Below are 20051 nucleotides of genomic sequence, written 5' to 3' on the forward strand. Positions count from 1 at the left end.
CCCCGCGCTTCCAACGGCTGTGGAACACGCCCCAGGCGTCGTGGACCCGCGTGGTCCTTCTGTTCTTCGCAGTCGCGACCATCACCCACCTCCCGGCGTTCAGCCGCACCTTCTGGAACCCCGACGAGGGGTTCCTGGCCACTCAGGCGAGGGCTCTGAACACTGAGAACGGGCAGTTCTACCAGATCATCGTCGACCGCAAGCCGCCGCTGCTGCCCTACGTCTACGCGTGGGTGTTCAAGCTCGTCGGCGACCACGGCCTGTCCACGCTGGTCGTGATCCGGGCCCTGGCGATCTGCGTGCACGTCGTCACCGCGATCCTGATCACCCAGATCGCCAAGCGCCGCTTCGGCCGGCACGGCGTCTGGGCCGGTCTGCTGTACCTGCTGGGCTCGGCGGGCCTGGCGCCCGAGGACTCGCAGGCGGCTTCGTTCGAGGTCTTCATGCTGCCCTGGACGTGCGCGGCGTTCCTGCTCGCCGACAGTGCCCGCCGGCATCCCAAACGCTCGATCCCGTTGCTGGCCGGCTCCGGCGTGGCCGCGGCGCTCGCGACGCTCACCAAGCAGACCGCGGGTGTCACCATGCTGCCGGTGGCCTGGCGGGCCTGGAAGGACCGGCGCTGGCGGGGGCTGGCCACGATCATCCCGGCGTTCGCCCTGCCGATCGTCGGCGTGGCGCTGTGGGTCGGCTTCGGCGACTTCTTCTTCTGGGTGTTCACCGGCAACAGCGGCTATCTGACCTCGCTGGGCTCGTTCTCCACGATCATGGCGCGGCTGTGGGGCAACCTGGGCATCTTCGCCGGCGCGTCGGCCGCCGCCTTCCTGGCGATCATGTACATGACGGTCCGCAACGGCATCTTCAAGGCCGACGCCGACCTGTGGCTCTGGCTGGCCGGCTCGGCGGTCGGCGTCTCCAGCGGCTTCCACTTCTTCGGGCACTACTTCCTGCAGATGCTGCCGCCGATCGTGATCCTGGCCACCGGCGCGCTGCACCGGAACGGCTCGCGGCTGCGCTGGACCATGCTCGGGGTCACGGCGACCACGGCGACGCTGTTCCTCACGCTGGCCTTCACCTGGCCGCGCACCGACATGGAGCACAACTGGGAAGTCGCCCAGGAGGTGCAGAAGGTGGCCGGACCCGGGAAGTCGGTGCCGATCATCGTCTGGGGCATGGACCCTTCGATCTACTTCATGTCCGGCCAGATCCCGGCCAGCCGCTTCATCACGGCCGGCTTCCTGTCCGGGTTCGCCGGCGGCGGCGACCAGGAGAAGGTGGGGCCGATCGTCTACACGCCGACCAGTCCCATCGTGGGCATGGCGCAGGACATCCTGAACCTGCAGAAGAAGGGGCAGGAGCCGGAGCTGTTCGTGGACGACTCCTGGGGCAAGCCGTACCAGCCGAAGTACATCGGCGTCATCAACGACCTGGTCACCAACTACTACACGTTCAGCAAGGGCGTCGACCACACCTTCATCTACCGACTGAAGAACTCCGAAGGGCTGCGGGTGTGGGCTCAGACGATAGTCGACAACGGGATGCAGGACGTGTGGGACAAGAACCAGTGGGACTTCATCAACCCGCCCACGGACGGCTGACGCCGGATAGACGCCGGATAATCGGCGGTATGGCGCCGACGACACTCACTCAGGACACGCTGAACCGCACGCTTCTGGCCCGCCAGCATCTGCTGACGCCGCGCAGCGGCTCCCTGGCGGAGACCGTTGAGGCGATCGGCGCGATCCAGGCGCAGTACTGGCCGGCTGTCGCGATCTCGCTGTTCACGCGGAACGACGGGGCCACGCTGGAGTCCGTGTACGACGCGTTCGAGCGGCGCGAGCTGGTCGTCGGTTCCTCCATTCGGGGCACGGTGCACGCCGTCAGCCGCGCCGAGCACCCGCTGTACGCGGCGGTGTCGGAGGCGACTGACGCCGACATCCTGGCGGCGCGCAACGAGGGGACGGATCCCGGGATGCGTGAGCTGCGGACAGCCGTGTTGAAGTTCGCCGCGGACAAGCCGCGCAGTGCCGCTGAGTTCGCGGATTTCGCCGCGGAGTGGGTCGCGAAGAATCCGGGGCGGATGTCGGCGGCGAATCTTGAGTACCACGAGTCGCGGAACTGGCGGCCGATCTATCGGAGCAATGCTCTGATCCGCTTCCCGGCGGACGGTAACTGGGCTCCGGCTACTGGGCCGAAGACGTATATGTACTCACCTGAGCGGGCCGCTGATCCGGAGGCGGCGATCGCCGCGTTGGTGCGTCGGCATCTGGCTGCGTTCGGGCCGGCTGCTGCTGATGATGTGGCGGTGTGGCTTGGGTTGAAGGTGACTCGCGCGCGGGGGATTCTTGACGGCTTTGCGGACCTGGTCACGTATGCGGACGAGGGCGGTCGCACGTTGTACGACGTGCCGGATGGGGAGATCGTCGACGCTGATGTGAAGGCGCCGCCGCGTTTGCTGCCGCGGTTCGACAGCATTCTGCTCGCGCACAATGCGAAGCATCGGCAGCGGATCATCTCGCGGGAGTACTGGGATCGGGTCTACAACGGGAAGAACTTGCAGATCCTGCCGTCGTTCTTGATCGGCGGGTACGTCGCCGGGATCTGGTCGGTGGAGGCGAAGAAGAAGCTTGCGACGCTGACGCTGGAGCCGTTCCACAAGCTGAAGAAGGCCGATGTCGCGGCGCTGAGCGCGGAGGCGGAGCGGGTGCTGCGGTTGCAGGCGCCGGGCTCCGCCTCTTATGCGGTCGAGGTCGTGGGGTAGGCCACGGTCGAGGTCGTGGGGTAGGTCGCGCTCGCGGTCAGTACCGCGGCTTCGGGCGCTCCTGCAGGACGTCGTCCAGGTAGATGTCGACCTTCTCGTTGTAGACCGCGGCCAGCCCGGTGATCTTCTGGACCTCCGGGAACGGCGTGCGGTAACCCCAGATGAGGTCGGTGTGGACCTGGTCGCCGACCTGGACCGACCAGTACGTCGCGGCGCCCTTGTAGGGGCAGTGCGTCACGGTGTCAGAGGGGCGCAGGATGTCCTGGTTCAGCGCGGTGATCGGGATGTAGTAGCGCGGCGGGAGGCCGGTCTCGAACAGGATCATGCTGCTCGGGGATTCGGCCAGGACCACGCCGTCGAGTTCGGCGCGGAAGCGGCGGTTGCTGGTCAGCACGTCGATGCGGCTGTACGGGTCGCGCGGGTGGGTGTAGATCGGCTCGTCTTCCTCGAACCAGTCGAAGGCGTCGAAGTCGAACCGGACCGCGTCGCGCAGCTCCTCCAGCGGGGACTCCGGGACGGTGCGGGCCTTGCCGGCGGCGGTCAGGCCATCGACGAGGACGTCGTGCACCTGCGCGTCGCCACGGCTCGGCGAGTGCTCGGACTCGCCGGTGGGCTTCAGCTCGGCGAGGACGTCTTTCGCCGGGATGTAGTAGGTCGGGTAGAAGGGCTTCTCCCAGACGTACAGCGGGTGCAGCGTGTCCGCCACCAGCTTGTTGTCCAGGTAGAGCCGGACGCGCTTGGCGCCGGTCTCCACTTTCACGCGCCCGCGGGCGTTGTCCGCCATGATCCTGCCGCCTCTCGGATCAGTCACACTCAGTTACATTGGTCGCGCTCAGTCACGAATCGCAATGCGCAAGCGCCGGAAGCCCTTGCCTTTGTTCTCCACCTTCAACACCTCGATCTTGCCGATCCATCTCGTCGATTCGACATGGGTTCCGCCATCCGCCTGAGTGTCGAGCCCGACGATGTCGACGATCCGCACTTCCTCCAGCTCAGGCGGCACGAGGTTGGTGGCGGTACGGATGATGTCGGGGATGGCGAACGCCTCGTCGCGGGGGAGCACCTGCACGTTGATGCGGCGGTCTTGGGCGACTTCGACGTTGCACGCGGCCTCGACGGTGGACTTGAAGTCGGCGGGGACCTCGGGGAGGTTGAAGTCCATACGGGCAGAGCCAGGTTCCATATTGCCGCCGGTGACCAGCGCACCGAAGTCGCGGAAGACGACACCGGAGAGCAGGTGCAACCCGGAGTGCGTCCGCATGAGCCAGGTACGCCGCTCGTCGTCGAGCGCACCGCGCACGGCGGTACCGGCTGGGGGGAGCGGGTCCTCGTCGTGGGGGATGAGGACGAGATCGTCCTCCTTGCGCACGCCGACGATGCGGGTGCGGACGCCGCCCCAGAGCAGGACACCCTCGTCCGGCGGCTGGCCACCGCCGCCGGGGTAGAAGGCGGAACGGTCGAGGACGAGGCCCTCGCCGTCGGACTTCAGGACGGTCGCGTCCCACTCGCGGAGGGTTTGGTCGTCGAGTTCGAGGCGGTGGGTGTGGAGGTGCGGAGTCGCCGTCATGGCGGAAGCGTAGTGCGGGGGGTCGGGGTGGGGGTGGGGTTGGTTCGTATGTGCGGCTGGGCTGTGGTTTTACAGGCAATTTTTACGGCTTCGCGCAGGGGTTGATGGCCTCGCAGGGGGACGCAGTTCGGTTGAGGCCCGCAGGTTGCGCTGGCGGCTGGCGGTTTTCATGTCCACGACCACGCACAGGTCCGAGTCACTGCGCACACGTCATGCGGGCGGCTGTCTGCCGCGTGTGGTGGGCACCTTGAGGCCTCCGGCGGGCGCTCTACAGCGAGGGGGCGACCCGCGCGACCTGCTGTCTGGCGGCGGCCCGCGACTGGTCGGCTTCCTATCCGCTGTTGCCTGCGTTGCGCTGGTCGGCGGCGGTCGCTGCTTGTGGTCACCGAGGTTCTGGGCCCCTCGCCGCGTCGTCGCCGTAAACGGAACCTGCCCGGTTTGGCGGAATCAAGCCGCATCGCTGTTGCTGTGGTCCAGCCTCGTCCGGCTTGACACCGCCAAACCGGGCAGGTTGGCAGAGCCCGCCGACGCGGCGAGGGACCCAGAACCAACACCCCACATGGTCCTTCGGACCCCCTCACCACGGGGTCGGCCGCGGTGTCCCGTCACCATCCGCAGTGGCCAAGGCGCCGGTTCTCACCGCAGTCGGCAGGCTGGCCGCGTCGGCTTGCTGCTGCCCGTCGGTAGGCTGGCCGCGTCGGCTTGCTGCTGCCCGTCGGTAGGCTGGCCGCGTCGGCTTGCTCCTGCCCGTCGGCAGGCTGGCCGCGTCGGCCCGCTGCTGCCCGTCGGCGGCCGCCGGCGCGAGGCGCGGCGGCGCCTCAAACCAGCTGGTACCCGGCGCCCTCGATGGCGTCGCGTACCGTGGCGATCTCCAGTGCGGCCGATGTCGTCACCAGTGCGCGCTTGCCTGGGAGGTCGATCTCCACCGCGCTCACGCCTGGGAGCGCGGTCAGGGCCTCGGTCACGGCGGCGCTGCAGTGGCCGCAGCTCATGCCCTGGACGCCGTAGGCGACGGTGTTGGCACCGGTTTCGGTGACGGCGGTCATCAACGGCTCCTGGCGAGTTCGGGTTCGGTTACCTCCGCTGAGGCTACGCGGGTGCTGTGGATCCAGCTGGCGCCACGCCGGGCGGTGGCCTGGATTCCAGCCGAAATGAGCAGCAGTGCCACGCCCACGATGCCGTCGGCCCAGTAGTGGTTCGCTGTGACCAGGACGACTGTGATCGTCAGGACGGTGTGCGCTGGGCCGATCCAGCGCCACTTGCTGGGGGAGACGCGCCAGACTGTCCAGCCGACCAGGACGGCCCAGATCACGTGGACGGAGGGCATTGCCGAGAGTTGGTCCGGGGAGTTGGCGTCCATGGCGCCGTAGACCGATTGGTGGAAGTGCAGGGCTGTGTCGGTGAGGTGGGCCTTGGCGATCATGCGGGGTGGGGCTACCGGGATCAGTTGGATCGCCAGGGCGAATGCTGTGGCCATGGCCATCGTGGTGCGGGCTTGGGGGTAGCGGTCGCGGTGGCGGACGAAGAGCCAGATGAGGAAGATGATCATGCAGGTGAAGTGCATCGACGCGTAGTAGAGGTTGAAGAACTTCACCACGGTCGGGTGCGCCGGGAAGAACAGGCGCTGGATCCAGTGCTCGCTGGGCAGGTAGAGGTCGCGCTCGGTGTCCCAGATCCAGGTGCCGCGGGTGATGGCGCCGTCCACCTTCATCACCGACAGCCGGCCCGCCACCTGCCATAGGCCGAACAGGCCCAGGACGGTTCCCAACTCGCGGGGGAACGGCATGTACTTCACGAGCGCCGGCTTGCGGGAGAAGTACATCGCCGCGGCCAGCACCATCAGGATGCCGCACAGCCAGAAGGCCATCTGATAGGGCATCATCCAGTGCACGCGGGACTCCAGGGGCGGGTTCAGCGGTGATCTGTACTCAAGCGGTGATCTGTGTTCCGACGGTGATCAATGGCCCAGCTTAACTCCAGAGGTACGCCGGACGTCGGCCACGCTACCGGCTAGGCGGACGCGGCCTCCGGTCAGGTGGGGAGTCAGGCGGGGGCGGGGCTGGACCGCCTCGGCGAACCGGTGCGCACACCCCCGGAACGCCCATATCCGCACCGTATCCGCACAATCGCAACGGATCTTGACTGGAGCCCCCGCCGCACACCAGGGTATGAGCCAGCACCGTCGCAAACCCCTGTAAGTCACAAGGCCGCGGTCACCATTCCCGTGCCCGCCAAGCGTTGACCCTAGGTAGGCACACTATGCCCGCGCGTACCGGCATGCTCACTCTCCAGCAGCTTCGCGACCTCATCTCGGTCGGCCGCGTCGACACCGTCCAGCTGGCCATGACCGACATGCAGGGTCGCCTGCAAGGAAAACGGCTGTCCGCGGAGTTCTTCCTCGACGAGGTCGCCGCGCACGAGACCGAGGCGTGCAACTACCTGCTGGCCGTGGACGTCGACATGACCCCGGTCGACGGTTACGCCAACGCCAGCTGGGACGCCGGCTACGGGGACTTCGTCCTCAAGCCGGACCTGAGCACGCTGCGCAATGTCCCCTGGGAGCCGGGCACCGCGTTGGTCCTGGCCGATGTCGTCGACCACCACGACGAGCCTGTCGTGCAGAGCCCGCGCCAGATCCTGAAGAAGCAGCTGGCCCGGCTGGCCGAGCACGGCTGGACCGCCTACGTCGGCACCGAGCTGGAGTTCATCGTCTTCGACGACTCCTATCAGGACGCCTGGCGCAAGGGCTACCGCGACATGCAGCCCTCGGTCCACTACAACGGCGACTACTCGATGCTCGGCGGCGCCCTCGTCGAGCCGCTGCTCAAGCGGATCCGCACCGGCATGTTCGGCGCCGGAATGTACGTGGAGTCCGCCAAGGGCGAGTGCAACCTCGGTCAGCAGGAGATCGGCTTCCGCTACCGGGATGCCCTGACCACCTGCGACAACCATGTGATCTACAAGAACGGCGCGAAGACCATCGCCCTGCAGGAGGGCAAGTCCCTCACCTTCATGGCGAAGTACGACCACCGCGAGGGCAACTCCTGCCACATCCATCTGAGCCTGCGTGGCCCCGGCGGCGCCCCGGTGATGGCCGATCCCGAGCGGCCGAACGGTTTTTCGGAGATGATGGAACACTTCCTCGCCGGACAGCTGGCCTTCCTCCGGGACTTCACTTTGATGTACGCGCCGAACATCAACTCCTACAAGCGGTTCGCGCACGGCTCCTTCGCCCCCACGGGCATCGCCTGGGGCCGTGACAACCGCACCTGCTCGATGCGCGTCGTGGGCCAGGGTGAGTCGCTGCGCGTGGAGAACCGCGTGCCCGGCGGGGACGTGAACCCGTATCTGGCGGTCGCCGCGATGCTCGCCGCCGGGCTGGCCGGGATCGAGCGCGGCCTGAAGCTGCCGCCGGAGTTCACCGGTAACGCCTACGAAGCCGACATCCCGCGGGTGCCGGACGCGCTCAACGAGGCCGTCGACTACTTCTCCTGGAGCGAGCCGGCCCGGGAGGCCTTCGGCAACGACGTCGTCGAGCACTACATCACCATGGGCCGCGTGGAACTCGCGGCCTTCCAGTCGACCGTGACCGACTGGGAGCGATTCCGTTCTTTCGAAAGGATGTGAGGCCGCGATGGCGGCGCCTCTCATCGGGCTGAGCATGTACCAGGAGACCGCATCGTGGGGCGCGTGGAAGAACGTGCCCGCCTCGCTGCTCCCGCACACCTACGTCGATTCGGTGACGCGGGCGGGGGGTGTCCCGCTGCTGCTGCCGCAGCATCTGGAACGCGACTCCGAGGATCTCCAGGCCGAGGCCGAGGAGGTGGTCGGCGTCCTGCACGGCCTGATCCTCACCGGCGGCCCGGACATCGACCCGGTGGGATACGGCGCCGTCCGCCACCTCGACACCGACAGCCCGCGCAAGGAGCGCGACGCCTGGGAGTTCGCGCTGCTGGCCGCCGCCATGGCCAAGAACGTCCCGGTGCTCGCGATCTGCCGGGGGTTCCAGCTCCTGAACGCGGCCCGCGGCGGCACGCTGCGCCAGCACCTGCCCGACGAGTCGGCCTTCGGTGATGCGCACCGACAGCAGCTCGGCCAGTACGCCGCGGTCCGCATCGACCTGGACCCGGCCGCGCCGCCCGGACGCTCGCTGGGCACCCAGATCATCGCCTGGTGCCACCACCATCAGGGGATCGACAAGTTGGGGGAGGGCCTGCAATCCTCGGGCAACGCCCCCGACGGCCTGATCGAGGCCGCCTGGATGCCGGAGAAGGACTACGTGGTGGGGGTGCAGTGGCATCCCGAGGAAGACAGCAAGCCGGAGCTTTTCCGCTCCCTGACCGACGCCGCGACCAGATACGCCAAAGGACGATAGCGCGTGTACGACCTGATCAACCCGGCCACCGGCGCCGTTTTCCGCTCCATCGAGATGACCTCCGCCGAGGGCGTCGACGCCGCGGTGGCCCGCGCGCACAAGGCTTTCCCGGCCTGGCGCGACGTCGCGCCGGCCGACCGGGCCCGGCTGCTGCGCCGCTTCGCGGAGCTCGTCGACGCCGCCGCCGAGGAGCTGGCGCGCATCGAGGTGGAGAACGCCGGCCACACCATCTCGAACGCCCGCTGGGAGGCCGGCAACGTCCGCGACGTCCTGACGTACTACTCGGCCGCGCCGGAGCGCCTGTTCGGCCGCCAGATCCCGGTCGCCGGCGGCCTGGACCTGACGATCGCCGAACCGCTCGGCGTGGTCGGCGTCATCGTCCCGTGGAACTTCCCGATGCCGATCGCCGCGTGGGGCTTCGCCCCGGCGCTCGCAGCCGGCAACACCGTGGTGCTCAAGCCGGCCGAGACCACGCCGCTGACGGCGTTGCGGCTGGCCGAGATCGCGCTGGAGGCCGGGCTGCCGGAAGGCGTGTTCCAGGTCGTGCCGGGCTTCGGCCCGGAGGCCGGGGCGCGGCTCGTGGAGCACCCGGACGTCCGCAAGATCGTGTTCACCGGCTCCTCGGCCGTGGGCCGCTCGATCATGGCGCGGTGCGCGGCCCGCGTGAAGCGGGTGACGCTGGAGCTCGGCGGCAAGAGCCCGAACATCGTCTTCGCCGACGCGGATGTCGCGAAGGCAGCCGCCGCCGCGCCCTACGGCGTCTTCGACAACGCCGGCCAGGACTGCTGCGCGCGGTCCCGGATCTACGTCGAGGCCTCGGCCTACGAGGAGTTCATGGAGCACTTCCTGAACGCCTGCCGGGGCGTGGTGATCGGCGACCTGCTGGACGACAAGACCGAGATGGGCCCGCTCATCTCGGCGGCGCAGAAGGCGCGTGTATCAGGGTTCGTGGACGGGGTCGACGAGGCGGACATCGCCTACCGCGGCGAGGTTCCCGACGGCGACGGCTTCTGGTTCCCGCCGACGGTCGTCACCGGCATCGCGCCGGACGCCGCGATCCAGTGCGAGGAGGTGTTCGGCCCGGTCGTGACCGTGACCCCGTTCGGCACCGAGGACGAGGTCGTGGCCGCCGCCAACGCCGGCGAGTACGGCCTGTCCGGCTCGGTCTGGACCCGCGACCTGTCCCGCGCGCTGCGCGTCTCGCGGGCCGTGCAGTCCGGGAACCTGTCGGTGAACTCGAACTCCTCGGTCCGGTACTCCACGCCCTTCGGCGGATACAAGCAGTCCGGCCTCGGCCGGGAACTCGGGCCGGACGCGCTGGCGGCCTTCACCGAGACCAAGAACATCTTCATCGCACTCTGATTCGCAGTCCGGTTCGCGTTCTGAATCTGGCTGCGAACCAGACTGTGCGTCGCCCCGGAACAATGCAGTGAGAACAGGAGAGAAATGACCGAGCGTCTGGCCGGCCGCGTGGCCGTCATCACCGGCGGTACCGGCGGGATCGGGATGGCCACCGCGCGGCGGTTCGCCGCCGAGGGCGCGCACGTGGTGCTCGCCGACCTCGACGAGGCGGCCGGCAAGGCGGCGGCCGAGGAGGTCGGCGGGCTGTTCGTGCGGACCGACGTCACCGACGCCGAGCGGGTCGGCGCGCTGTTCCAGGCCGCCGTGGACACCTACGGCTCGGTGGACATCGCCTTCAACAACGCCGGCATCTCCCCGCCGGATGACGACTCGATCCTGGCCACCGACATCGAAGCCTGGGACCGGGTGCAGAAGGTCAACCTGACCTCGGTGTACCTGTGCTGCAAGGCGGTTATCCCGCACATGCAGCGGCAGTTCGAGGCGACCGGCCGCGGCGGCTCGATCATCAACACCGCCTCCTTCGTGGCCACCCTGGGCTCGGCCACCTCGCAGATCTCTTACACCGCCTCCAAGGGCGGCGTGCTGGCGATGTCCCGCGAGCTCGGCGTGCAGTTCGCCAAGCAGGGCATCCGCGTGAACGCGCTGTCCCCGGGGCCGGTGAACACCCCGCTGCTCAAGGAGCTGTTCGCCAAGGACCCCGAGCGGGCCGCCCGGCGCCTGGTGCACGTCCCGCGCGGCAGCTTCGCCGAACCGGAGGAGATCGCCGCCGCGGTCGCCTTCCTGGCCAGCGACGACTCCTCGTTCGTGACCGCCTCGAATTTCCTCGTGGACGGCGGGATCAGCGGCGCCTACGTCACCGCCCTGTGACGGCGCGGTTCTTGTAAGGTCTGTCGTTATGACGAGCAACGTCCCCGAGCCGATCGACCCGCGGCAGCTGCGCGTTTCCGACAACGAGCGCGAACAGGTCGCCGAACGCCTGCGGGAGGCGGCCGGCGAGGGCCGCATCGGCCTGGACGAGCTGGAGGACCGCATCACCGCGGTCTACACCGCGAAGACCTACGCCGAGCTGGAGCCGATCACCCGGGACCTGCCGGCGGGCACCGGGGCGGCGCCGTCGGCGGCCCCGGCCGCCCGCCCCCGCGGCCGGTGGCGCGTGGGCGGCAAGCCCAGGCGCCGCAAGACGTTCGTGCTGATGGGCGGCTCGGACAACAAGGGCGCCTGGGTGGTGCCCAAGAGCTACATCGCGTTCGCGATGATGGGCGGCATCGAGCTCGACCTGCGCGAGGCCGAGTACGAGGCCATGGAGGTCACGATCAACGCCTCCTGCATCATGGGCGGCATCGAGATCATCGTGCCCGAGGGCCTGAACGTCCAGGTGCACGGCTTCGGCTTCATGGGCGGCTACTCCGGCACCCCGGTCGGTCCGGTCGACCCGGGCGCGCCGACCGTGCACGTCCGGGGCTTCGCGCTGATGGGCGGCGTGGACGTCAAGCGCAAGCCGCCCCGGCAGCCGAAGAAGAAGGACGAGCTGACCGGGAACCGGCACGGCCACCACGGCAACCGCGGGGAGATTGAAGGTTAGGCACAGTTCGAGAGCTGGGCGCAGTTCGAGAGCTGGGCGCAGTTCGAGGGCTGAGTCGGGGCGCGGGTTCGCCCGCAGGTGTGTCGGTGGCGACCGGTAGACCTGTGAATGGGGGCGAATGGTCCTAACAAAATCGCGCCCAGGCTCCCGCGCCATAAAAGCGTTTACCTCCGGTCGGTGAATCCCGCTAGGTTGCGGGCATGGTCGACATCTCCACCTCGCCCACCTCCGCCCTGGCCCCGTTCTCCGAGGCCCCGCTGATCAAGGCGGTGGGCCTGCGCAAAGTGTTCCCGCCGACCAAGCGCGGTGGAGAGCCCTTCACCGCGGTGGACGGCATCGACTTCGAACTACGGCGCGGCGAGGTCTTCGGCTTCCTGGGCCCCAACGGCGCAGGCAAGTCCTCGACCATGCGGATGATCGGCTGCGTCTCGCCGATGACCGGCGGCGATCTGACCATCCTGGGCATGGACCCGCGAGTCGACTCCTCGCGGATCAAGGCCCGGCTCGGCGTGGTCCCGCAGGAGGACTCGCTCGACATGGAGCTGCGGGTCCGCGAGAACCTGCTGATCTACGGCCGCTACTTCGGGCTCAAGCGCGCCGAGATCGCCGCCCGGACCGCCGAGCTGCTGGAGTTCGTGCAGCTCTCGGACCGCGCCGAGTCGCCGGTCGAACCGCTGTCCGGCGGCATGAAGCGGCGCCTGACCATCGCCCGGTCGCTGATCAACTCCCCGGAGATCCTGATCCTCGACGAGCCCACCACCGGCTTGGACCCGCAGGCCCGGCACGTGGTCTGGGACCGGCTGTTCCGGCTCAAGCAGGCCGGCACCACGCTCATCCTCACCACGCACTACATGGACGAGGCGGAGCAGCTCTGCGACCGGCTGGTGGTGATGGACCACGGCCGGATCGCCGCCGAGGGCTCGCCGCGAGAGCTCATCGAGCGCTATTCGACGCGCGAGGTCCTGGAGATCCGCTTCGCGCCGGACGGCGCGGACCGCAAGGCCGCCGCGGCTTCGCTGGCCGCGCTGATCGGGACCGGGGAACGCGGGGCCGTCGAGCGGATAGAGGAACTGCCGGACCGGATCCTGCTGTACAGCGACGACGGCGAGGCCTCGCTGGCCGCCGTCCACGGCTCCGGGACGGTGCCGGTGGCCTCGCTGGTGCGGCGCTCGTCGCTGGAGGACGTGTTCCTGCATCTGACCGGACGGACGTTGGTGGACTGAGCATGAGTGCTGTCACTGCCGCACCCCCGATGGCGGTCCGCGAACTGCGCGGACTGCTGACCAACTACCGGCGCACCTGGCGCGGCTCCATCATCTCCAGCGTGCTGGGCCCGTTGATGAGCCTGGTGGCCCTCGGCATGTCGCTCGGCAAGATCGTGGACGCCGGGCCGGGCGCGCACACCTTCGGGACCGTCGACGGCAGGCCCGTGAAGTATCTGCTGTTCCTGGCTCCGGCGCTGATGGCCAACGCCGGCATGCAGACCGCGATCGGGGAGTCGACGTATCCGGTGTTGTCCTCGATGAAGTGGCAGCGGACCTTCCACGCCTCGATCGCCTCGCCGATGGGCTCGTTCGACGTCTTCGTCGGGCGGCTGCTGTTCATCGGCTTCCGGGTGCTGATGAACTGCGGGATCTTTCTCGCCGTGATGGCGCTGTTCGGCGCCGTGCGTGCGGCGGGACCGGCCGGGCTCGGGCCGGTGCTGGCGGTGCCGGCGGCGGTGCTGACCGGCCTGGCGTTCGCGGCGCCGGTGGTGGCGTGGGCGGTGACGCAGGACCGCGACACCGGGTTCTCGGTGTTGTTCCGCTTCGTGATGATCCCGTTGTTCCTGTTCTCCGGGACCTTCTTCCCGCTCTCGCAGCTGCCGGTGGTGCTCCAACCCGTGGCTTACGCCACGCCGCTGTGGCACGGCGTCGATCTGTGCCGCGGGCTGGCGCTCGGGACGGCCACCACCGGCTCGGTACTGCTCCATCTGGCGTACCTGACAGCGGTGATCGGGGCCGCCGTCTGGTACGGCTCCCGCACGTTCCGCCGGAAGCTGAATCCCTGACTCCCCAGGAAGGAGCGCGCCATGACGACTCTGGATCTTCCCCTGACCCGGCTGCTGCTCGGCCGCCGCGCCTTCGGCTCGATGGGCGGTGGCAAGGCCGGGGTGCTCGTCGAGCGCAACCTGATGGTCTACCGACGGCTGTGGCTGACCATGGTCTCGGGGTTCTTCGAGCCCTTGTTCTACCTGCTGTCGATCGGGGTCGGGCTGGGCAAGCTGACCGGTGCGGTGGACGGCGTGCCCTACGCGCATTACGTCGCGCCCGGACTGCTCGCGGTGTCGGCGATGAACGGCGCGGTGTTCGACGCCACCTTCAACGTCTTCTTCAAGATCAAGTACGCCAAGGTCTACGACGCGATGCTGGCCACCCCGCTCCGGGTCGGCGACATCGCACTGGGAGACATCCTCTGGGCGCAGCTGCGCGGGGTGATGTACTCGGCGGCGTTCCTCGCGGTCATGCTGGCGATGGGACTGGTGCACAGCTGGTGGGCACTGCTGGCGCTGCCGGTGACGGTGCTGGTCGGGTTCGCGTTCGCGGCGGTGGGCATGGCCGCCACGTCGTTCATGCGGTCCTGGCAGGACTTCGACCTGGTGACCCTGGCACTGATGCCGATGTTCCTGTTCTCCGGCGCGTTCTACCCGCTGTCGGTGTACAACCACCAGGTCAGAGTCCTGATCGAGGCGCTGCCGCTGTACCACGGGATCGATCTGCTGCGGGCCCTGACACTGGGGCGGGTGCACGTCGGGCTGCTGTGGGACGTCCTGTACCTGGCGGTGATGGGGCTGGTCGGGGCGCTGGTCGCGGCGCGGCGGCTGGAGCGGTTGCTGCTGACGTAACCGCATCCTGCGACGGCTCACTTCGTTACGTATCGCGCGGGTCGCGCCGCCGTGTCCACGCTTGGCGTGTCGGTGGTCCGCGCTTCTGATCACGCGCGGGAGAATCACTTTCGGTAGTGATTCAGGTTGACTTCCGTGACGGGAGTTAGGTAAGCCTTACCTGATCTCTTGCCACGGATGGAGAACCGCTATGCCCTCGCCCGCCCTGCCCGCCGACCGCTCGACCCCCCAGGCCGCCTCATCAGGCGACGGGCTGGCGGTTCCGGCCCGCCCGAGTCCGTCGACGAAGAGTTCGGCATCGAAGATCCTCGCGCGGCAGGCGGCGCGTGAGTCGGCGGCGCGGACGTACGCGCGGCACCTGCCGATCGTGCCGGTGCGGGCGCAGGGCTCGTGGATCACCGGGGCGGACGGGCGCGACTACCTCGACTGCCTGTCCGGGGCCGGCACCCTGGCCCTGGGCCACAACCACCCGGTGGTGGTCGCGGCGATCCGGCAGGTGCTGGACAGTGGCGCGCCGCTGCACGTGCTGGATCTGGCCACGCCGGTGAAGGACGACTTCACCTCGGCGCTGCTCGAAGCGCTGCCCCCGGAGCTGGCCGCCGACTGCCGCGTGCACTTCGCCGGGCCGACCGGCGCCGACGCGGTCGAGGCCGCGGTGAAGCTGGCTCGCGCCGCCACCGGTCGGCGCGGCGTCTTCGCCTTCACCGGCGCCTACCACGGCATGACGGCCGGCGCTCTGGCGCTGACCGGCGCGAACGCGGTGCGCGACCCGGCGAGCGCCGGCGACGCGTTCCTGACCAGGCTGCCTTTCCCGCATCCGTACCGGTGCCCCTTTGGGCTCGGCGGCACGCTCGGGGAGGAGGCGTCGGCGGCGTACGTCCGGACCCTGCTGTCCGACCCGCAGTCCGGGAGCGCCTTCCCGGCGGCCGTGGTGGTCGAGCCGGTGCAGGGCGAGGGCGGCGTGGTCCCGGCGCCGGACGCCTGGCTGCGGTCGCTGCGCGCGACGACCGCCGAACACGGCGTCCCGCTGATCGCGGACGAGGTTCAGACCGGCTTCGGTCGCACCGGCGCCCTGTTCGGCGTGGACCACGCGGGCGTGGTGCCGGACGTCATGGTCCTGTCGAAGGCGGTCGGCGGCGGCCTGCCCCTGGCGGTGGTGGTCTACCGCGCGGACCTGGACCGCTGGTCCGAGGGCGCGCACACCGGCACCTTCCGCGGCAACCAGCTGGCCATGGCGGCGGGCGCCGCGACCATCCGCCACATCCTGGAAGAAGGCCTGGCGGCGCGCGCGGCATCGTTGGGCGAGCGACTGATGGGACGTCTGACCAGATATCAGGCCCGTCACCCCCTTCTAGGCCAGATCCGAGGCCAGGGCCTGATGATCGGCATGGAGATCGTCGACCCGAACGCCGAACCCGACGCCCTCGGCGCCCTCCCCCCGGCACCGACCACAGCCCGCCGCCTCCGCGCGGAACTACTGGCCCGCGGCGTCATCGCGGAGCTCGGCGGACGCCACGGCGCGGTCCTCAGGCTGCTGCCACCCCTGACCCTCGCCGACGACGAAGCCGACCACCTCCTGACCGTGCTGGAAGGCGCCCTGGAATCGGTGTCCGCCCCCGCGACCCACCGCGACCTGGAGGCAGCCGGTGTCTGAGCAGATGGAGCACGAGCCCGCCGCCACGCACCTGCACGCCCACGCCGGTGCCCCGGTCGAGATCGGGGACCTGACCGGCATCGAGGCCGACGTGGTACGCGGGATCCTGCGCGCCGAGCCGGTGGGGCGACTCGCGCCGAGCCACGAGACCGAGGAAGGGCCCGCCTTCAGCATCGCGGCCAACCAGGTCGCCAACTTTGCCGCCGCGCCGGAGTCGCCGAGCGGCACGCGCGTCGGCACAAGCGCAGGCACAAACGCCGACGCGAGTGCCCGCGCCGCAGCCGAACAGGTCGCTGACCGCGCTGCCATGCCGGAGTCGGCGAGCTTTGCGGCAGGTGTCTCGCCGACCGGCCCGCGCGCCGGCGCCGCCGAATACGCTGCCGCGCCCGAGCCTTTTGCCAGCCCGACCGCCGCCGACCTCGCCACCGCCGCCGATCTCACCACCGGCCCCGCCCTCAGCATCACCGCCAACCAAGTCGCCAACCTCGCCGCGACCCCCGAGCTCCCGCCCGATCACTTCGCCCCGCCGAGCCTCCCCACCATCGACGCCACCGCCCTCGCCTCCGGCCCCGCCGGCACCGGCGCCCTCGCGCTCCTCCTCGCCACCGTCCTCGACGGCCTCGACCGCGGCCGCGCCGACTGGCTCGGTCCCCTCCCGCCCGGCGGTCCGGCGGCCGTGCGCGACGCCGTCGCCGCCACCGGCTTCGGCGAGCTGCCCGACAAGGGCCAGGACCCCTTCGAGACCCTGGCCTCCCTCGGTCGCCTGCTGGCCTGGGGTTCCGCCGATCCCGCGCATCCGCACTGTGCCGCGCACCTGCACTGCCCGCCGCTCGCGGTCAGTGTCGCCGCCGAGACCGCCGTCGCCGCGCTCAACCAGTCGCTCGACTCCTGGGACCAGTCGCCCGCCGCCGGTGAGATCGAGGAGCGGGTCGTCCGGACCCTGACTCGCGCCGTCGGCTACTCCGGCGCCAGTGCCGGCGTGCTCACCTCCGGCGGCACCGAGTCCAACCTCATGGGTCTGCTGCTCGCGCGCGACGACGTCCTGCGCCGGCGCTTCGACATCGATCCCGACCTCGACGGGGTCCCGCCCCTCGCCGCCGGTCGGATGCGGGTGCTCGCCTCCGATCAGGCGCACTTCTCGGTCGCGCGCAACGCGGCGATCCTCGGCCTCGGCGAGCGTTGCGTCATCCCCGTCGCCTCCGACGCCGAGGGGCGGATGCGGCCGGAGGCGCTGGCCGAGGCCTTCGAGGCGCTCGCCGACCGGGACGAGATCCCGCTCGCCGTCGTCGCCACCGCCGGGACCACCGATCTCGGGGCGATCGATCCGCTCGGTCCGGTCGCCAAGCTCGCGGCGCGGTACGGCGCCTGGTTCCACGTGGACGCGGCGTACGGCGGGGGCCTGCTGCTCGGCACGGACGCGGATGAGCGCCTGCACGACATCGAGGCCGCCGACTCCGTCACCCTCGACCTGCACAAGCTCGGCTGGCAGCCGGTGCCGGCCGGCTGCTTCCTGGTGAAGAACTCCGCGTCGCTCAGATCCCTGGAGAAGCGCGTCTCCTACCTCAACTCCGTCGACGATGAGCAGGCCGGCTACCCCTCCCTGCTCGGCCGCTCGCTGCGCACCACGCGCCGGGCCGACGCCGTGAAGCTCGCCGCCGCCTTCACCGCGCTCGGCCGGGACGGCTTCCAGCAGCTCACCGACCGCTGCCTGGCCCTGGCGCGGTACGCCGCCGCCGCGGTGCGGCGGCACGACGACCTCGAACTCACCGCCGAGCCGCACCTGACCACCGTGCTGTTCCGCTACCTGCCGCCGGACCCCCGCGACGCCGACCGCGTCAACGGGGTCCTGCGGCGGCATCTGCTCCAGGCCGGCCGCGCCGTCCTGGGCCGCACCGAGCTGGCGCGCGAGCGGCCGGGGACGCCCCCCGGCCGGGTCCGCCTCAAGCTCACCCTCCTCAACCCGCACACCACCGAGCTGCAGATCGACGGGTTGCTGGCCGCCGTCCGCGCCGCCGGCGACACGGCATCCGCAGGATCTTCAGCGTCTGTCAGGGGCCCGTCATGAACACATTCGCGGCCGACGAGCTGTCGGCCGAAGTCCTGCTCCGCTGCTGGGTCCGCGAGGCCCGGATCCCGGTGCCGACCGGCGGCCCGATGCGGCTGACCTTCCCGGCCACCGGGGTCACCGTCGAGGTCGACGTCGACGCCTGGTCGGCGGTCGGCTGGCACCGGTTCGGCCCGATCTACCCGTTGTCCCTGCCGCACGCGAACCGCAAGTCCGCCGCGCCCAAGAACAAGGCCTTCGGTCGGCCGGTCGGCGACGAGATCGAGCCGGACAGCGCCTGGACCTCCGAGTCCTGGCTGCCGCCGGCCGCCCCGCCGCCGCTGGACGCCGCCACCCTGGCCGCGCTCATCGCCCGCGAGGCCGGCGGCGGTGTGCCGGCGGTGGCCGAGTTGGTCGGCCGGGTCGTCGACTCCTCCCGCCGGATCGCCGCGCACCTGTCGCACGGCACCTCCCAGGGCGAGACCCGCTTCCTGTGGGCGGAGAAGGCCCTGGTCGCCGGCCACCCCTTCCACCCGGCGCCGAAGGCCCGCGAGGGCTGGTCCGAGGAGGAGGCCGTGCGCTACTCGCCCGAGCTCGACGGCACCTTCCAGCTGCACTGGTGGGCCGTGGACCCGGCGATCGCGAGCCACGACTCCGCCGACTCCGACGGTGCCCCGACCCTGGTCCACAAGCTCCTCGGCGGCGACCTGCCGCGCGGCGCGACGCCGAACAGCATCCTGATCCCCACCCACCCCTGGCAGTCGCAGGACCTGCGCCAGCGCCCGGAGATCCGGGCCCTGACGGACCAGGGCCTGCTCGCCGACCTCGGCCCGCACGGCCGCCCCTGGCACGCCACCAGCTCCATCCGCACCGTCTACCGCACCGACGCGCCCTACATGCTCAAGCTGCCCCTGGCCCTGCACATCACCAACTCCAAGCGCGAGAACCTGCGCAAGGAGCTGCTGCGCGGCGTCGAGGTCCGCCGGATGCTGGACGCCGGCCTGGCCAAGGCCCTGGCCGCCGCGCACCCCGGCTTCGGCATCGTCGGCGACCCGGCGTGGATCGCCGCCGAGACCGGCGGCCCGGGCCTGGATGTGCTGCTGCGAGAGAACCCCTTCGGCCCGATGGACCGCGTCTACTGCGTCGCCGCCTTCGCCGACCTCGGCTACGGCCCCTCCCGCAACGGCCACCTGCGCGAGAACCTGCTCGCCGACATCATCGTCGGCTCGGCCGAACGCACCGGCGTCCGGCCGGCCGAGGCGGTGCTGGACTGGTTCACGCGCTACCTGGAGACCGTCGTGGTGCCGATCCTGTGGCTGGACTCGGCGCACGGGGTCACCCTGGAGGCGCACCAGCAGAACACCCTGGTCATGCTCGACCCGCACGGCCTGCCCGAGGGCGGCCGCTACCGGGACAACCAGGGCTACTACTTCCGCGAGTCGGCGGTGGCGCACCTGGCCGACTTCGTGCCCCGGCCCGGCGAGGACAGCGACACCCTCGTCTCCGACACCATCGTGGACGAGCGCCTGACCTACTACGTCGGCGTCAACAACCTGATCGGCATGATCGGCGCGCTCGGCGCCACCGCGCTGGTCGACGAGCGCCAGCTGCTGCGCCGGGCCCGCGAGGTGCTGGGCCGCTTCGCCGCCGCGCGGCAGGCGCAGGGGCGCGCGCACCGGGTCACCGAGGCGTTGCTGGAGAGCCCGACGCTGCCGTGCAAGGCCAACCTGTTGACCCGGGTCGCAGGACTCGACGAACTCGTCGGCCCGCTGGAGACGCAGAGCGTGTACGTGCAGATCCCGAACCCGCTGGCGGTGCCGTAGCC

At 70.2% G+C, this 20051-nt stretch carries 17 protein-coding genes; 13 read left to right on the forward strand and 4 right to left on the reverse strand.

Translation table 11 applies throughout. The annotated features are described in order from the left end of the window. The first annotated feature begins 50 nt into the window (after positions 1-50). Positions 51-1595 carry an ArnT family glycosyltransferase gene (locus ABH935_RS19725; RefSeq protein WP_370379371.1) on the forward strand — a complete coding sequence of 515 codons (1545 nt, stop codon included), beginning with the start codon at positions 51-53 and terminating at the stop codon, positions 1593-1595. Positions 1596-1624: 29 nt separating this feature from the next. Beyond that, on the forward strand, positions 1625-2758 hold the full coding sequence (locus ABH935_RS19730; RefSeq protein WP_370379372.1) for a winged helix DNA-binding domain-containing protein: 1134 nt from the start codon (positions 1625-1627) through the stop codon (positions 2756-2758). A 37-nt stretch (positions 2759-2795) separates the two neighbouring features. On the opposite strand, the gene ABH935_RS19735 is transcribed toward ABH935_RS19730, so the two are convergent. The 4 genes from ABH935_RS19735 to ABH935_RS19750 all read right to left on the reverse strand — a co-directional run bounded on the left by ABH935_RS19735 (position 2796) and on the right by ABH935_RS19750 (position 6207). After that, entirely contained in the window at positions 2796-3542 is a 747-nt protein-coding gene (locus tag ABH935_RS19735) for a DUF427 domain-containing protein (RefSeq protein ID WP_370379373.1), read from the reverse strand. Between the two features lie 48 nt (positions 3543-3590). Then, the gene (locus ABH935_RS19740) at positions 3591-4325 is read right to left on the reverse strand and encodes an alanyl-tRNA editing protein (protein ID WP_370379374.1); all 735 of its coding nucleotides are present in this window, start codon (positions 4323-4325) and stop codon (positions 3591-3593) included. Positions 4326-5143: 818 nt separating this feature from the next. Continuing rightward, positions 5144-5371 (reverse strand): heavy-metal-associated domain-containing protein, encoded by a 228-nt coding sequence (locus tag ABH935_RS19745; protein ID WP_370379375.1) that lies wholly within the window; start codon positions 5369-5371, stop codon positions 5144-5146. Then, positions 5371-6207 carry a phosphatase PAP2 family protein gene (locus ABH935_RS19750; protein WP_370379494.1) on the reverse strand — a complete coding sequence of 279 codons (837 nt, stop codon included), beginning with the start codon at positions 6205-6207 and terminating at the stop codon, positions 5371-5373. The genes ABH935_RS19745 and ABH935_RS19750 overlap by 1 nt, the downstream gene beginning before the upstream one ends. 377 nt (positions 6208-6584) lie before the next feature. On the opposite strand from ABH935_RS19750, the gene ABH935_RS19755 reads away from it, so the two are divergent. From ABH935_RS19755 to ABH935_RS19805, 11 genes are all read left to right on the forward strand, one after another. Beyond that, positions 6585-7952: a glutamine synthetase family protein gene (locus ABH935_RS19755; protein ID WP_370379376.1), complete on the forward strand. Its 1368-nt coding sequence runs from the start codon at positions 6585-6587 to the stop codon at positions 7950-7952. 7 nt (positions 7953-7959) lie between these two features. Then, entirely contained in the window at positions 7960-8700 is a 741-nt protein-coding gene (locus tag ABH935_RS19760) for a gamma-glutamyl-gamma-aminobutyrate hydrolase family protein (RefSeq protein WP_370379377.1), read from the forward strand. A 3-nt stretch (positions 8701-8703) separates the two neighbouring features. Further along, a complete protein-coding gene (locus ABH935_RS19765; protein ID WP_370379378.1) occupies positions 8704-10062 on the forward strand; it encodes an aldehyde dehydrogenase in 1359 nt (452 codons plus the stop codon). An 84-nt stretch (positions 10063-10146) separates the two neighbouring features. Beyond that, positions 10147-10929: a 3-oxoacyl-ACP reductase gene (locus ABH935_RS19770; RefSeq protein WP_370348701.1), complete on the forward strand. Its 783-nt coding sequence runs from the start codon at positions 10147-10149 to the stop codon at positions 10927-10929. 28 nt (positions 10930-10957) lie between these two features. After that, positions 10958-11644: a DUF1707 domain-containing protein gene (locus ABH935_RS19775; RefSeq protein ID WP_370379379.1), complete on the forward strand. Its 687-nt coding sequence runs from the start codon at positions 10958-10960 to the stop codon at positions 11642-11644. Between the two features lie 200 nt (positions 11645-11844). After that, positions 11845-12867 carry an ABC transporter ATP-binding protein gene (locus ABH935_RS19780; protein ID WP_370379380.1) on the forward strand — a complete coding sequence of 341 codons (1023 nt, stop codon included), beginning with the start codon at positions 11845-11847 and terminating at the stop codon, positions 12865-12867. Between the two features lie 2 nt (positions 12868-12869). After that, positions 12870-13694, forward strand: coding sequence for an ABC transporter permease (locus tag ABH935_RS19785; RefSeq protein WP_370379381.1), 825 nt, complete (start codon positions 12870-12872; stop codon positions 13692-13694). 21 nt (positions 13695-13715) lie between these two features. Further along, positions 13716-14528 (forward strand): ABC transporter permease, encoded by an 813-nt coding sequence (locus ABH935_RS19790; protein WP_370379382.1) that lies wholly within the window; start codon positions 13716-13718, stop codon positions 14526-14528. A 190-nt stretch (positions 14529-14718) separates the two neighbouring features. Next, a complete protein-coding gene (locus ABH935_RS19795) occupies positions 14719-16182 on the forward strand; it encodes a diaminobutyrate--2-oxoglutarate transaminase family protein (RefSeq protein ID WP_370379383.1) in 1464 nt (487 codons plus the stop codon). Next, positions 16175-18247 carry an aspartate aminotransferase family protein gene (locus ABH935_RS19800; protein WP_370379384.1) on the forward strand — a complete coding sequence of 691 codons (2073 nt, stop codon included), beginning with the start codon at positions 16175-16177 and terminating at the stop codon, positions 18245-18247. The genes ABH935_RS19795 and ABH935_RS19800 overlap by 8 nt, the downstream gene beginning before the upstream one ends. Continuing rightward, positions 18244-20049, forward strand: coding sequence for an IucA/IucC family siderophore biosynthesis protein (locus ABH935_RS19805; protein WP_370379385.1), 1806 nt, complete (start codon positions 18244-18246; stop codon positions 20047-20049). The genes ABH935_RS19800 and ABH935_RS19805 overlap by 4 nt, the downstream gene beginning before the upstream one ends. Positions 20050-20051: the final 2 nt, after the last annotated feature.

This window comes from Catenulispora sp. GAS73 (genome assembly GCF_041262085.1).
Taxonomy (GTDB): domain Bacteria; phylum Actinomycetota; class Actinomycetes; order Streptomycetales; family Catenulisporaceae; genus Catenulispora.